General features: G+C 66.4%; 10 protein-coding genes. 1 reads left to right on the forward strand and 9 read right to left on the reverse strand.

Annotated elements, in window-relative coordinates; all coding sequences use genetic code 11:
• Positions 1–2,670 carry a molybdopterin-dependent oxidoreductase gene (locus J2X50_RS14760; RefSeq protein WP_429096090.1) on the forward strand — a complete coding sequence of 890 codons (2,670 nt, stop codon included), beginning with the start codon at positions 1–3 and terminating at the stop codon, positions 2,668–2,670.
• A 31-nt stretch (positions 2,671–2,701) separates the two neighbouring features.
• Here the strand turns inward: J2X50_RS14760 and nagA are convergent, their stop codons facing one another.
• The 9 genes from nagA to J2X50_RS14805 form a co-directional block, all read right to left on the reverse strand.
• A complete protein-coding gene (gene nagA / locus J2X50_RS14765; RefSeq protein WP_429096092.1) occupies positions 2,702–3,889 on the reverse strand; it encodes an N-acetylglucosamine-6-phosphate deacetylase in 1,188 nt (395 codons plus the stop codon).
• On the reverse strand, positions 3,886–5,178 hold the full coding sequence (locus J2X50_RS14770; protein ID WP_429096093.1) for a class II D-tagatose-bisphosphate aldolase non-catalytic subunit: 1,293 nt from the start codon (positions 5,176–5,178) through the stop codon (positions 3,886–3,888). Before J2X50_RS14770 ends, nagA begins: the two co-directional genes overlap by 4 nt.
• Complete coding sequence (locus J2X50_RS14775; RefSeq protein WP_429096094.1) at positions 5,175–7,241, reverse strand: ROK family protein; 2,067 nt, start codon at positions 7,239–7,241, stop codon at positions 5,175–5,177. The genes J2X50_RS14770 and J2X50_RS14775 overlap by 4 nt, the downstream gene beginning before the upstream one ends.
• The gene (locus J2X50_RS14780) at positions 7,238–8,107 is read right to left on the reverse strand and encodes a transcriptional regulator (RefSeq protein WP_429096096.1); all 870 of its coding nucleotides are present in this window, start codon (positions 8,105–8,107) and stop codon (positions 7,238–7,240) included. The genes J2X50_RS14775 and J2X50_RS14780 overlap by 4 nt, the downstream gene beginning before the upstream one ends.
• 115 nt (positions 8,108–8,222) lie before the next feature.
• Complete coding sequence (locus J2X50_RS14785; RefSeq protein ID WP_429096097.1) at positions 8,223–9,323, reverse strand: ABC transporter ATP-binding protein; 1,101 nt, start codon at positions 9,321–9,323, stop codon at positions 8,223–8,225.
• Positions 9,324–11,360: a DUF5107 domain-containing protein gene (locus J2X50_RS14790; RefSeq protein WP_429096098.1), complete on the reverse strand. Its 2,037-nt coding sequence runs from the start codon at positions 11,358–11,360 to the stop codon at positions 9,324–9,326.
• Complete coding sequence (locus tag J2X50_RS14795; protein ID WP_429096100.1) at positions 11,357–12,202, reverse strand: carbohydrate ABC transporter permease; 846 nt, start codon at positions 12,200–12,202, stop codon at positions 11,357–11,359. The genes J2X50_RS14790 and J2X50_RS14795 overlap by 4 nt, the downstream gene beginning before the upstream one ends.
• A 2-nt stretch (positions 12,203–12,204) precedes the next feature.
• A complete protein-coding gene (locus J2X50_RS14800; protein WP_429096101.1) occupies positions 12,205–13,074 on the reverse strand; it encodes a carbohydrate ABC transporter permease in 870 nt (289 codons plus the stop codon).
• 124 nt (positions 13,075–13,198) lie between these two features.
• Positions 13,199–14,476 carry an ABC transporter substrate-binding protein gene (locus J2X50_RS14805; RefSeq protein WP_429096103.1) on the reverse strand — a complete coding sequence of 426 codons (1,278 nt, stop codon included), beginning with the start codon at positions 14,474–14,476 and terminating at the stop codon, positions 13,199–13,201.
• Between the last annotated feature and the right edge of the window lie 167 nt (positions 14,477–14,643).

Consider the following 14,643-nt stretch of genomic DNA (forward strand, 5'->3'; position numbering starts at 1 on the left):
ATGACGGAGGCACGCGAGGTGAGGACCGCCTGCCCCTATTGCGGGGTGGGATGCGGCGTGCAGGCGCGGGTCGCCGCGGACGGTGAGGCGTCCGTGCGCGGCGACCCCGCACATCCGGCCAATTTCGGCAGGCTTTGCTCCAAGGGATCGGCGCTCGGCGAAACGCTCGGCCTCGACGGCCGGCTGCTCCATCCAGAGATCGGCGGCCGCCGTGCCGGCTGGGACGATGCGCTCGATCTGGTGGCAAGACAGTTCTCCCAAACCATTGCGCACCACGGGCCGGATTCGGTCGCCTTCTACGTCTCGGGGCAACTGCTCACCGAGGATTATTACGTCGCCAACAAGCTGATGAAGGGTTTTGTCGGCTCGGCCAATATCGATACCAACTCACGGCTCTGCATGGCCTCGTCGGTCGCCGGCCACAAGCGCGCCTTCGGCGAGGACATCGTGCCTGGCACCTACGAGGACTTCGAACAGGCGGACCTCGTCGTGCTGGTCGGCTCCAACACGGCCTGGTGCCATCCGATCCTCTACCAGCGGCTGCTCGCGGCACGGGCCGCGCGCGGAACCAGGATCGTGGTCGTCGATCCGCGCCGTACCGCGACCGCGGCGGAATGCGACCTGCACCTGCAGCTCAAGCCGGGCACGGACGTGCTCCTGTTCAACGGCCTGCTCGCCCATCTCGCGCGCAGCGGTGCCGTCGACCAGGCTTACGTGGCAGCGCATACGACAGGCTTCGACGCGGCACTCAGCCTGGCGGCAGCCGACGCGCCTTCCATCAAGCGGGTCGCCGAAACCTGCGAAATCGATGCTGCCGATATCGTCGCCTTCTACGACTGGTTCACCGCGACGGAGCGCACGGTCACCGTCTACAGCCAGGGCGTCAACCAGTCGGCCCACGGTACCGACAAGGTCAACGCCATCCTCAATTGTCACCTCGCCACCGGCCGCATCGGCCGGCCGGGCATGGGACCGTTTTCGGTCACCGGCCAGCCTAACGCCATGGGTGGACGCGAGGTCGGAGGGCTCGCCAACCAGCTTGCCGCGCATATGGGCTTCGAGGATCCGTCCGCGCCCGACCGCGTCGGCCGTTTCTGGGGGGCACCGCAAATTGCCCGCCGGGCCGGTCTCAAGGCGGTCGACATGTTCGAGGCTGTGGCCGACGGGCGCATCAAGGCGTTGTGGGTGATCGGCACCAATCCCGCCGTAAGCATGCCGGATGCCAACAAGGTGCGCGCGGCACTCAAGGGTTGCGATTTCGTCGTGGTTTCGGACGTGACCCACACCGACACGACCCGCTTCGCCGACGTGCTTCTGCCCGCCGCTGCCTGGGGCGAGAAGGACGGCACGGTGACCAATTCCGAACGCCGCATCTCGCGGCAGCGGCCATTCATGTCCCTGCCCGGCGAGGCGCGGCCGGACTGGTGGATCGTCACCGAAGTTGCCCGGCGCCTGGGTTTTGCAGCGGCCTTCGACTACGCGGGACCGGCTGCGATCTTTCGCGAGCACGCAGCGCTTTCCGCCTTCGAGAACGACGGCGCAAGGCTGTTCAACATCGGTGGGCTCGCCGATATTTCGGACGAGGAGTACGAGGCGCTCTCGCCCGCCCATTGGCCGCAGCGGCGAGGAGCGCCCACCAATGCGCGACTGCTGAGCGACGGGCGCTTCCCCACCGCCGACGGCCGCGCCCGCTTCGTTGCCGTTCGCCAGGAGGGCGCGGCGCTGCCGGTCGACGCCGCCTATCCGATTGCGCTCAACAGCGGCCGCCTGCGCGACCAGTGGCACACAATGACCCGCACCGGCCGGGTGCCGCGGCTGATGGCCAATGCGCCGGAACCGGCGATCGAGTTGAATGCTGCCGATGCTGCCGCGCTGAGCATCGCCGACGGCGACCTCGCGCGTATCGACAGCCGCTACGGCAATGCACGCGCCAGGGTGCGCGTGAGCGATGGGCAGCACCGGGGCGAGGCCTTTTTGCCCATGCACTGGAGCGGGCACTATGCCGCCAACGCGGCAACGGGGACGCTGTCGACGCCGGTCACCGATCTCTTCTCCGGCCAGCCGGAACTCAAGCACGTGCCGGTGCGGATTTCTCGTGAGCCGGTCGAATGGGTCGGCGTACTGATGACGCGCCGCGACCTGAGGCCGACAGGTTTTGTCCACTGGAGCCGCGCCGCCGTCGACGGCGGATGGGTCTACGAGCTTGCCGGAACGGAGCCGCCCGAACAGGGCATCCTGCTCGCCCGCAGGCTGATCGAGGTCGTGCCGGCGGACCAGTTGCTCGAATATACCGACCGGCGAAGCTCGACCTTCCGGGCCGCCGCCACCGATCCGCAAGGACGACTTGCCGAGGCGCTGCTCGTTGCCCCGCGCGGCATGCTGCCCGAACGCGACTGGTTGCTGTCGGTGCTCGCCTCGAGCGAACCGCTGACGCCACTCGACCGGAGCGCACTGCTGTCGGGCCGCGCGCCGGTGCCGGTTCCGTCGGTCGGCCGCATCGTCTGCTCCTGCTTCAATGTCGGCGCCAACCAGCTAGCCGGCGCCATAGCCGGCGGCTGCGCTTCGCTTACGGACATCGGCAATACGACCAAGGCCGGCACCAATTGTGGCTCCTGCCGCTCGGAGATCAAGGCGATGCTCGATGACAGCGAGTTGCGGCTGGCCGGATGATGCCCACCAATCCAGCCGACCGTCGCGCCAGCTAAAGGTGCGACGCAGTGCCGGCGAGCACCGCACGTGGCGCGAGGTTGCTGTCAAGCAGCACGATGTCGGCACGGGCGCCCTCGCCCAGCCGGCCGATCTCTTGCGACAGTCCCATCAAGGCCGCAGGCACTGCCGTGGCCGAGGCAAGCGCCTGCTCGAGCGGCAGCCAGACGTGCTCGACCAGGCGCCTGACGGACGAGGCCATGTCGATGTGGACGCCGGCAAGCGAACCCAGGCGATTGACCAGCTTGCCGCCGACCACCCGGATCGTTTCGCCGTAGAGTTCGAAATGATCCGGCCCGTTCCAAGTGGGCATCGCATCCGAGACCAGCACCATGCGGTCGCGGTGCAGGCGCGAGCGGATGGCGAGGCGAAGTACCGTGTCGTCGATGTGGTGGCCGTCGGCTATGAAGCCGCAATAGACATCGCTGTCGAGCGCCGCCCCCACCACGCCGGGCGCGCGCGAAGTCATCGGCGTCATGCCGTTGAACAGGTGCGTGACGGCCGAGGCCCCTTCGGCGATGGCCGACCTCACCGTCGCCACGTCGGCCGCGGTGTGTCCCAGCGAGACGACCGCGCCCATGGCGCAGAGCCGCACGATCGCACCTTGCGCAACGCACTCCGGCGCCAGCGTAAGCAGTACCGGCAGCCCTGCGCGCCGCAGCCTTTCGACCACGGAAAAAGTCCGCTCGTCGATGGGCCGGATGAATGCCGGATTGTGGGCGCCCTTGCGCTCGACGCTGATATGCGGCCCCTCGAGATGGATGCCGGCGACGCCGAACCTGCCGAAGGCGGCGATGGCCGCATCCGCGGCCCGATCCATCACCTCCTCCGCGTCGGTTATCAGCGTCGGCAGGAACGCAGTGGTGCCGCTTGCACGGTGGGCCGCACCTATCCTCTCCAGGCCCTCGACGGTCGGCGTGGTGTTGAACAGCACCCCGCCGCCGCCATTGATCTGGACGTCGAAGAAACCGGGCACTGCGAGACAGTTCGTGCGCCATACGGGTGCACCGTCAACTCCCGCTTCGCTCCCTGGGCGGACGGCGGCGATCCGTCCAGCCTCGATGCGCAGCGCAATTCCGTTGCGCACCGTGTCGCCGTCAAAAAGCCGCTCGGGCGACAGCCACCAGGCATCCGCCGCGTCCAAGTCGAAAGGAGGCCGATCCGTCGACGACAGCAGCGTCACCGCCTTGCTCCATAGCAGGCGAAGTAAGGCGCCAGCGCCTCCTGGATCTGGGCGTAGATGAGCGCCCTCGACCAGTTGCTCACACTCCGTTCCAGCCCCTCGGCACGATCGATCACGGCAGGCGCAAAAAATTGCTCCAGGACGGTCCGCGGCGGACGACGCGACCCGAGATCAGCCCGCAGCCGCGTCACGGCCGCAGCCGCGTCGGGCTGTGCCCAATAGTAGCGGATGCGATCGGCATAGCTGAAGTGGCGCAGCAGGTGCTGCTCGGCTTCGTCGCCCGCATAGTGCTTGGCCCAGTTGCCGGGCTTTTCCAGCATCAGGCGTTCCATGACCGACGCGACCGGCACACGATCTGCGCTCGGCGCGACCCAGCCCGCTGCCGCGTCGAGCGCATAGGTCGCCTGGCGGTAGGCATATGTCAGTGCCGGGCCGACTTTGAGCACGGCAAAATGGCGCCGCGCCAGTTCGGGGAACACGTCCGCCGCCTGGTAGTCGGTCGAATGCGCCTCGAAGGACAGGCAAGGTCGGTCGGCGAGCACCGGCGTAAGCCTATCCGGGGCAGCCGTGTCGAAGCGATGGACATGATCCGGCGCGAACTCCAGTCCCGGCTGTACCACGAGGCCGACCGCGCGTGCCCAGGCGGTCTGTTCGAGGCCGCGTGCGGCAAATGCCTGGCGATGCGCTTCGATCGTCGCAAGGGCGCTTTCTGGCGCCGTGGGCACGATGCCGTGCGAACCGTCCTCGACGCGAGCACCGCCCGGCGGCGGCACCTCGGTGCCGTACATGTAGCTCAGCGCCTCGGGCTCGGCCGCCGCAGTCTCGCAGACGGCGGCGAGCTCGGCGGCGCGCTCGGCGCTGACCTGGTCGCCGACCTGCGGCGGCTCTCCGGCACAGCCCTCCGAGCAGTCGAGATGGATCTTGGTGAAGCCGGCCTGCACGTACGCCGCCACGAGGTCGCGGGCGAACCCCATCGCCACCTCGGCCGGCCGGTCGCGCCATGCCTGCGGGCCGAGATGGTCACCACCGAACAGAATGCGTTCGGGCGAAGCGCGGTTGTCGTTGCAGATGCGCCGCACGAAGCCGACGAAGTCGACGGGCTTCATCCCCGTATAGCCGCCGAACTGGTTGACCTGGTTGCTGGTCGCCTCGATCAGGAGCGGCACGTCCGCTTCCTCGGCAAGCAGCACCGAGGCAGCCACGACGTCGGGATGCGCCGAGCAGACCGACGGCATGGCTTCACCCGAACCCGCGCGGTTGCGGGCGATCAAATCCCTCAGTTCTCTCATCGCAGGGAGCTTCCTTCCACCGTGGCGCGCGCCAGCATCGCCGCACCGCGCACGCCGCTCGCGTCGCCGAACCTGGCGATCTCGAAAACAGGGCTGCGCACGCCCGGCATCTTGTGACCGGCAAATACGCCGGCGAGCTTGCCGGCGAGGCCTTCGATGCGGGACAGGCCGCCGCCAAGCACCACGCAGTCCGCATCCACCGTGAGCTGGATCGTGTGGATGAGCTCTGCCAGCAGATCGAGCCATGCGTCGTACACTTCGCCCATCGCAACATCGCCAGCGGCCGCCTGCGCGGCGATCGCTTCCGGCTTCGCTGCCCGACCCGTCATGTGTTCGCAGAGCCGGCTCATGCCCGGTCCGGAAACCAGCGTCTCGTAGCAGCCGACGCGGCCGCAGCCGCAAGCGACGAGCGGCAGCATGCGCCGGTCGACGGTGGCCGCCGGCAGACCGAAATGACCGACCTCGCCGGGCAGTCCGTTGAGCCCAGTCACCAGCCGGCCGGCGACGCAGACGCCGCCGCCGACCCCGGTTCCGAGGATGAGCCCGAAGACGGTGCGATGGCCGGCACCCGCCCCGCCATTGGCCTCCGACAGGGCGAAGCATTTGCAGTCGTTTTCCACCGGCGTCGCGCGGCCGAGCCGCGCGCCGAGATCGGCGCTCAGCGTATGGCCGGTCGCAGGCAGGTTGGCGGTCGTCGAACGGCCCGTGACCGGATCGATCAGGCCGGGAATGCCGATGCCGATCGGCAGCTCGGAGCCAGCCTCCTGTTCGAGCCAGCGCACCTCTTCAACAATGGCCTCGACCAGCTGATCGTAGCTTTGCTTTTGCGTCGGGCTCCTGCGCCTCGCCATCGGCTCCAGCCTGTCGTCGAACAGGCAGGCCTCGATCTTGGTGCCGCCGAGGTCGAGCGCGCCGAACAGTCGGGGTCCGGCCTTCGGCAGCTGGTAGAGCTTCACGCCGGCGACCACGCGGGTCAGGTTGCCGCCGCTGAACGGGTTGTCGACGTTGATGCCGAGCCTGTCCGACCAGATCACCGCCAGCATCTGCGCCACCAGAACGTAGAGCGGCGAACTCCAGGCATCGTTGCCGACCACGGGAATTTCGATGTCGGCACCACCGGCGACGCTGCCGAGCCGCGCGACGCGGTCAGCGCCGAACTGGGCGGCAACCTCCGCCGCCAGATCCATGTCGTAGGCACGCGTGAACGGGTCGGCGGACTGCAGCACGAAGACGCACGTTGCATCGTTCACCACCGCCTTGGGGCCGTGGCGGAAGCCGAGGGTGGAATCCCATGACGTCGGGATCCTGCCGGCCGCGAGCTCCAGCACCTTGAGCGCGCACTCCCGTGCCGAGCCGGTCAGTGGACCAGAACCGAGGAAGACCGCGCGCTCGGGCATGGGCAGCGCCGGGAGCGTCTCAAAGCCGCGCGCGATGACCGTCTCGGCCGCGGATGCCAGGTCGTCAAACAATGCTGTGACCGGAAGCGGCGGCGCGAGGTCGAAGCAAGCGAGCGCCGACAACAGCATCGTCGTGTAGCTCGACGTCATGGCGAAGCCGCGATCATCGGTCTCGGACGGCAGCACGATGGTGCGCAGTTGGCCCGGTCCTGGATGGTTTTGGCGTGCGAGCGCGCTGTCGCCGTTACAGGTGATGTGCAGCCTGTCGGCCTCGGGCGCATGCGTCGAAAGCAGATCGAGCGTGGCGATGCTTTCCGAACTGTTGCCGCTGCGGCCGAAGGATACGACCAGGAGTTTCACCCCCGGTCGGATGAAATTGCGCGGGCATGCCACCAGGTCGGTCGTGGGTACCGCGCGGAAGCGCGCAGGTCCCGCGGCCCGGTTGAGATGGGCGGCAAGCGTCTCGCCGATGAAGGCAGAGGTACCGGCTCCGCAGAACCAGATCTCGTCATGCGTGCGCCCGTGCAGCCAGTGGCGGATGTCGCGGGAGATCGCGTCGATCCTCGGCCCCCAGCTGCGCCATACCGACGGCTGCTGCGCGATCTCGCGCGTGGTAGCCCAGCGGTCCAGGCCGGCCGAAATGTTAGCCGCCTCTTCTGCGGTCATTGGGTACTCCCGTCATTTGGATCGACGCGATGGACCGTCACCCCTCGCGCCTCGATCATCTCGGTAACTTCGTCGGGCAGGCCGTTATCCGTCACGATCGAATGAATGCGATCGAGTTCGCAGAAGCGGTGCAGCGCCGGCGCCTTGAATTTGGTGGAATCGGCCAGCACCACGACGCGCTGGCAGACATTGATCATCGCCGTGTTCTGATGCGCCTCGTCCTCGTTGAAGGTGCTGAGGCCGAACTCCGGATCTATGGCGTCCGCGCCCAGATAGACCGTATCGAAGCGCATACTGGCCAGCGTGTTCTCCACCAGGCGGCCCGACACCGACCGCGATTCGAAACGCACCGTGCCACCGGGCAGCATGACCGTATGCTGGCTGGCGTCGCGCAGGGCGTCGACGATGTTGAGGGCGGTGGTCATGATGACGAGGCCGGCTGCATCGCGAAGGCTTTCGGCAAACAGCTGCGCCGTCGAGCCGGAATCGACGATGATCGAGCGATCGGTCCCGACAAGGCTCCGGGCGAAACGCGCGATCGCCTTCTTCTGGGCGAGGTTGACCACCGCCTTGTCGGAGATCCTGGGCTCGAGATAGGAGCTTCGCTCGCTGCCGCGCGCCAGCGCCATCGCCAGAGCGATGCGGAAATCCGGAAGCCCCTTGAAACCATAGCGGCGGCAGAAGCGCACGACGCTCGGCTCGCTGACCTCGGCGGCCAGAGCAATCTCCTGCACCGGCTTGTGCATGAAGCCGTCCGGTGCCGACAAAAGGTACTGTCCGACGCGCCGGAAGGTCTTGTTCAGTTCGGGCAGGTCGTTCGAGATGAGCTCGATCAGCGACTGGCCGGACTGGTGAGGGGTTTCCATTGCAGGCTCCTTGTCGGGCCGTGCCGCAGCAGCCGCCGGAGGCACGTCGCCTCCGCCGCGGCCGGACTGATCGGCATCGAGCCAACGCCTCTGGACAGGCGCTTCCGGCCACTCCTTAGCCCGCATTCGCAGCGCTCCGGAAGCGGATGTTGCGGCCGCTGGCCTCGAAAACATGAAGCCGCTCGGCGTTCAGCCGGAAAGCGAGCCGGTCGCCCGCCTCGACGCCTGCCTGTCCCGGCAGCTTGGCGATGAGCGGCTGCCCGTCGGCAAGCCGTCCGTAGACGATTGTCTCGCCGCCGAGCTGCTCGACGACCTCGACGACGATTGCAATCTCGCCCTTGTCGTCGATGGTCATGTCTTCCGGCCTGACGCCAAGCTCGACGCCGTCGAGGGCGAAGTCGTTGGCGACCGGCAGGTCGAGCACGACGCTCCCCGCGCCCGGCAAACGGAGTTCGACAGCACCGACCTTGGGGCGCGTGGCGGACACCTTGACGAAGTTCATCGGCGGCTGGCCGAGGAAGCCGGCGACGAACTTGTTGACGGGATTGTTGAACAGTTCGAGCGGCGTACCGACCTGCTCGACGACACCCTGGCGCATCACCACCATTCGGTCGGCCAGCGTCATGGCTTCGACCTGGTCGTGGGTGACGTAGATCATGGTGTTGCCTAGCCCGGCATGGAGCTTGGCGAGTTCGACACGCATTTCGGCACGCAGCGACGCGTCGAGATTGGAAAGCGGCTCGTCGAACAGGAAGATGCGCGGCTTACGCGCGAGCGCGCGGCCGATCGCGACACGCTGGCGCTGGCCGCCCGACAGGGCCTTGGGCTTACGCTCGAGCAACTGGTCGAGCTTGAGCAGCCTGGCCACCTCGACCACGCGCGCGTCGATCTCGGGTTTCGGCGCGCCGGCGATCTTGAGCCCGAAGCCGATGTTCTCGGCCACCGTCATGTGCGGATAGAGCGCGTAGGACTGGAACACCATTGCGATGCCGCGCTCGACCGGATCGGCCTTGGTCATGTCGACGCCGTCGATGATCAGCTGCCCGGCGGTCATCTGCTCCAGGCCGGCAATGCAGCGCAGCAGCGTTGACTTGCCGCAGCCGGAAGGGCCGACAAGCACGACGAACTCGCCTTCCTCGATATCGAGATCGGCACTCCGGATGACATCGACCGATCCGAACGACTTGCGGATATCGCGCAGTTCCACGCGGGCCATTTAGTTCTCCTCGATTTCGGACGCGACGTGCATGCGGAAGTCCAGATGCTCGGGCAAGGGGTGAAGCTTGAGCCGCTCGCTCAGCTCGGACGGGGTAGCCGGCCGACCCAGCGCCGCCTCAAGGCGCCCCCTCTGCAGGGCGATCCAGAGGTCCTCGGGCAAGGTCTCGCCTTCGCGGATCGTCGCGAACTGCCGACCCAGCAGTGCCTCGAGCTCGTCCAGGTCGTTGCGCCGGGCTGCAAGCAGCGCCCGGGACAGGACGATGCGCTCCTGCTCCTGCACCCGATCGGGCAGGCCGGAGACAAACCGGCCGAGCGTTTCGAGCCGGCCATCGTCCAGCAGGAAGCGGACGATCTCCACGGCCAGCGATGCCGGCGCATCACCGGCCGCCCAGGCTGCGAGATAGGCCTGTTCGGCTGCGTCCTTGTCGGCCGCCACCAAAGCCCGCTGGCGGAAACCCAACCAGGTCGGCTTCAGTGCCAGCGACCGCTCGAACAGGTCGCGCGCCTTGGCCGTTTCGTCGCGATCGAGAGCCGCGATACCGAGCAGCAGCGCATGGAGCCAGGTCTCGCCGCTTTGGCTACCGCTTTGCTCGAGTGCTGCGACCCAGCTTTCCGACACTGCGATGTCATCCGAGATCGCGGCCAGGCTCGCCGCCGAGAACCCGCCCTTGTCGAGCAGGTCTTCCCAGCAGTCCTTCGGCGCTGCAGTCGAGAAATCGAGCCCGGCAGCGAGGGCCCGCCCCGTCAGGCGCTCGTGGCGACCGCCCCATGCCACGCCTTCGGCGATCCTACGGCCCACCGGCTGGCGCGACACGCGGGTCAGGAAGGCATCGATGTCCTCAAGCTCGCTCTCCGGGAAGCGCAGGTCCACCGCCTTGGCGGTTGCGGTGACCGCCGCTTTGTAGTCCTCGTCATGAGCGGCGGCAGGCGCGACGGACAGCGCGCCGTAGGCCTCGGTCCAGTGGATCTCGCCGCCCGGCGGCAGCTCGAAGCGCTGGTTTTGGGTCGGCGCGATGCCGCTCTGGATCTCGATGTAGTCGCCCTCGCCCGGAAGGGACAGGTAGTCCATCCAGTGCTGGCCGCCCGCAGCGGTGCCGAAATAGAAGAACTTGCGGCCACGCATGGCCCCCGTCGCCGTCTGCGCCAGACCCGTTCCCTGCTGGTCGAGCGCGGCGATGAACAGCCGCTTCGCCTGCGGCTGGCGGAAGAAGACCGAGGTCGCATCGCGCCAGTTGCCGGGATAGGAGCCGTCGAAGCGCGCCGGATCGGGGAAGGCAAAACGTTCGAGTTGGTTGCCCGGCAGGACATGCTCGATGGCGTAGTCGGCCGGGCTCAGGACACGCATGCCGGGCGCCGTGGGCACCGCCACATTGGTCCACCAGTAGGCGAACTTGGCCTTGGGGCCGGAATTGACGATGCGGCCATGCACGAAGAGACGGTCGTCGTCATCGGGCAGGAAGAGATCGATCTGCCAGGTCGCCTCGACGATGCGGTCGAACTCGTAGAGCCTCAGCACCGGTCCGCGCTCGGTCTCGGTGATGCCGGCGAAGACCGGCGCGCAGGTGAAGGGCGTATGGCCCGGGATCAGGCCGTTCCACTCGATGCCGCCCGAGAACCAGGCGTTGAGCGCGGCCAGGTTCGCCGGCTGGAAGACCGGATTGCGGAATACAAGGTCGCGCCCGAGGGCGAGGTCGTGCAGTTCCATCAGCCGGCCGCCATATTGCGGCGCCACCGAAACGCGCAGGCGGCCGTTGGTGAGCGTCACCAGCGGCATTTCGCCTGGCTGGGGCGCGCGATCGTAGTCGTCATAGACGCGATAGGGCAGAATCGAGTCCTCGCCCCAGGCAAAGGGATGGGCACTCTCCTCGGCATTCAGTCCGACATTGGGTGGCGTTTCCTTGCTGGGGATCGGCTGCTGCCAGCGGAAGCGCGGCAGGCCGCTCGGCCCGCCAAGGCGCGACATCGGAACGCGGACCGCGGCCTCCTCGATGCGGGTCACGTGGTCCCCGCGCGTTGACTTGAGCACGCTGGTCACTTCACGCCTCCCATGGTGATGCCGCTGATCATCCGCTCCGACAGGATGACGAAGAGCGCGATGGTGGGCACCATCACGATGGTGACACCGGCGAACAGCCCGGCCCAGTCGCCGCCCGAATATTGCATCGAGGTGATCAGCGAATAGATGCCAAGCGACAGCGTCCGGTTTTCCGGGCTGTTGATGAGGACGAGCGACAGCTGGTACTCGTTCCACAGGCCGACGAAGTTCAGGATGGCGACGGTTGCGATACCCGGCACGGCGAGCGGCAGCATGACGTGCCGGAACACCTGGAAGTCCGAGCAGCCGTCGATGATCGCAGCGGACTCCAGCTCCGACGGCAGCGACGAGAAGAAGCCCTCCAGCACGTAGATCGTGAACGGGATCGACAGCGCGACATAGACGACGGTGAGCCCGGTCAACGTATCGGCGAGCCTGAGCGTCGCCATGATGACGAACAGCGGCACGAAAAGCAGCGGGATCGGCACGCCCATGCCGAAGGCGAGGAAGCTCGACAGCGCCTCGCGGCCGCGGAACCTACCGCGGCTCAGGACATAAGCCGCCGGCACCGAGACAAGCAGCAGTGCCGCGACCGAGACCGAAACCACGAGCAGGCTGTTGAGGAAATAGTCGCCGAAACGGCTCGCCACCCAGGTCTTCACATAGTTGCCGAAGGCGGGCTCGGCCGGAAAGGTCCAGGGCGAACCGAACAGGTCGCGGTTCTTCTTCAGCGAGGCGAGGATCACCCACAGGACGAAGAACACCGAGAAGGCCGACCAGCCGCCGACAAACAGATAGGCGATCGCGCGCTTGAGCGGGGCAGGAAACCGGGATCGGGTCATGATCAGAACTCCACCCGCTCGCGACGGAACACGAGCCGCAGGAACAGGATGGTCACGATGGTGAGGACGAAGAGCACGACGCCGATGGCGGTGGCATAGCCGAGCGCATAGACCGGCTCGCGCTGCCCGAAGCCCATGATGTAGAGGTAGATCGACGGCGTGTAGAGGTTCTGGTCGATGTTCGGCCCGCCGAAGGCGTATGGAAATTCCATGATCTTGATCGCCTGGATCGACCACAGCACGAGCGTGATCAGCACGACGTCCCAGATCATCGGCAGCGTCACGTGGCGGAAGACCTGGAAGGTGCTGGCCCCCTCGAGACGGGCCGCCTCGTACATGTCGGCCGGGACCTTGTCGGCGCCGGCGAGGATCAGGATGGTGAAGAAGCCGGTCGAGATCCAGATCAGGCCGACCATCATGGCGTAGAACACGTTCTCGGGCGCCGTCCAGGCAACGCCGGCGAGGCTCGTCAGCCCGATCTGCTTAAGGAAATTGGTGAGCAGGCCGTAGCGCGGCATGAACACGAACGACCAGAAGGTCGTGATCGCCACGACGGCGATGATGTTGGGCATGAAGATCAGGGCGCGGAACAGCTTCTTGCCCCAGAGGCCCGAGTTCAGCAGCATGGTGAACAGGAATGCGAGGCCGAATATCGCGGCGCCGCCGACCAGCAGGATCAGCGCCATGTTACGCAACGAGCGCCAGAAGATCGGATCGCCAAGCAGCGTGGCGTAGTTGCCCAGACCGACCCAGACCGGCTCGCTGCCGAAGCCGGACGTCTTGTAGAAGCTGAGATAGAACGCCTGGATCGCGGGTAGCACCAGGAAGCCGAGATACAACGCCAGGGCGGGCGCCAGGAACGCTATGACCATTCGTCGCCGCATCATCGCGCCGCCCTTCCCTGGTTGCTAGACACAATCGTCAGGCGGGCGAAGTGCTCGCCGCCGTGGGCGGCATGGGCGGCGTTGAGGAGGCTGCCCATGCCTTTGGGTCCGGTTACTTGTTGGCGGCCCAGAATTCCTTGGTCTTGGCGACCAGGGTTTCGACGAACTGCTCCGGCGTCGTCTCGCCGAGGAACATCTTGTTGAACTCCGGATTGAGCACCTGCGAGGTGAAGTCCGGATAGGCGACGTTCAGGCCGCCACCGAAGGGCGAAAGCGCGGTAGCCGCGGAAGCTGACTGGTAGGCATCGCCCAGCACGGCAGGCCATTCCACGCCCTTGCGGGTGACACCTACGCCGGCATCCGCAACCAGGATCTTCTGCGCTTCCTCGCTCATGACGTATTTGAGGAAGCCGGCAGCTTCCTTGGCGTTCGGCGAACTCTTGAGCACGATGAAGGACAGCAGACCAACCTGCAGATCCGTCGCCTTGCCGGCGCCGCCCTTCACGGTCGGGAAATTGAAGGCGCCCCAGGGGAAGTCCTTGCCGGCGCTTTCGGCGAGTTCGGTGGGCAACCAGGAACCGACGAGTTCGCCCATGGTGTCGCCCAGCGCAATCGTCTGCTGGCCAGCCGGATACTGGAAGCCGCGCGCGTCGTCGGCGAAGCAGCCGGCATCCCACAGTGCCCGGGTCGCCTTGGCAGCTTCAAGCACTGCAGGGTCCGACCAACCGGCGCCCGACTTGTCCTCGAAGGCCTTGATCAGCGCACCCGAGCCCTTGGCGCGCTCGAGATGATTGGCGAAATAGAGGATATTGTAGAAGGCAACGTTACCTTCGATGACCAGCGCCTGCTTGCCCGCATTCTTGACCGTACCGCACAAGGCAAGAAGTTCGTCGAAGGTCTGCGGAACGGAGGCACCGACCTCTTTCATCATGTCCTTGTTGTACCAGAAATTGACCGTATTGTAGACATACGGCACCTGGTAGTACTTGCCCGCATCGGCATAGACGTCGAGCACGCCAGGCAGGAAGGCGCCCTTGGTATCGACATCGAGGTCGGCCGAAAGATCGTAGGCCAGGCCTTCCTTCTGCAGACCGCCTGCCAGCTGGTCGCTGTCCTGGTCCATGAAGTCCACCTGCGTGCCCGCCTGCAGGGCGCCGCGCAGCTTGGTCTGGTTCTGACGGCCGTTCCAGACGACCTTGAAGGTCACGTCCGGGTTTGCCTTGGTATAATTGTCCATGATCTTGCGCAGGGCCGCCGCCTGCGGCTCCGGCTCGTTCCACATCGACCAGAAGACCAGCTCCTTGGCCGAAGCCGTGCCTGCCCCGGCGGCAAGGCCGGCAGCTGTAAGGGCAAATGCGGCCAATGCGCGCCGCGAGACCTCCGAAACCATCTAACTCCTCCCTCTTTCAGGACAGTCGCGCCGTTCACGGGCGGGTCCAGGCGGCTAGAGTTAGCGACAGCCTGAAATTTTGCAACAAGATTCTATTGTTTTCCTACATTTTTGTAATTTTCCTACAAATCTAAATGAGAACCTTGACAAGCCCGCGCTCAATCGGC

Origin of the sequence: Aminobacter sp. BE322 (genome assembly GCF_050433525.1) — a bacterium.
In the GTDB taxonomy this organism is placed as follows: domain Bacteria; phylum Pseudomonadota; class Alphaproteobacteria; order Rhizobiales; family Rhizobiaceae; genus Aminobacter.

Excerpts from the sequence above, each read along its gene's own strand:
- J2X50_RS14760 (WP_429096090.1), top strand. The coding sequence starts at position 1 with ATGACGGAGGCACGCGAGGTGAGGACCGCCTGCCCCTATTGCGGGGTG.
- J2X50_RS14770 (WP_429096093.1), bottom strand. The coding sequence starts at position 5,178 with ATGAGAGAACTGAGGGATTTGATCGCCCGCAACCGCGCGGGTTCGGGT.
- J2X50_RS14775 (WP_429096094.1), bottom strand. The coding sequence starts at position 7,241 with ATGACCGCAGAAGAGGCGGCTAACATTTCGGCCGGCCTGGACCGCTGG.
- J2X50_RS14780 (WP_429096096.1), bottom strand. The coding sequence starts at position 8,107 with ATGGAAACCCCTCACCAGTCCGGCCAGTCGCTGATCGAGCTCATCTCG.
- J2X50_RS14785 (WP_429096097.1), bottom strand. The coding sequence starts at position 9,323 with ATGGCCCGCGTGGAACTGCGCGATATCCGCAAGTCGTTCGGATCGGTC.
- J2X50_RS14795 (WP_429096100.1), bottom strand. The coding sequence starts at position 12,202 with ATGACCCGATCCCGGTTTCCTGCCCCGCTCAAGCGCGCGATCGCCTAT.
- J2X50_RS14800 (WP_429096101.1), bottom strand. The coding sequence starts at position 13,074 with ATGGTCATAGCGTTCCTGGCGCCCGCCCTGGCGTTGTATCTCGGCTTC.
- J2X50_RS14805 (WP_429096103.1), bottom strand. The coding sequence starts at position 14,476 with ATGGTTTCGGAGGTCTCGCGGCGCGCATTGGCCGCATTTGCCCTTACA.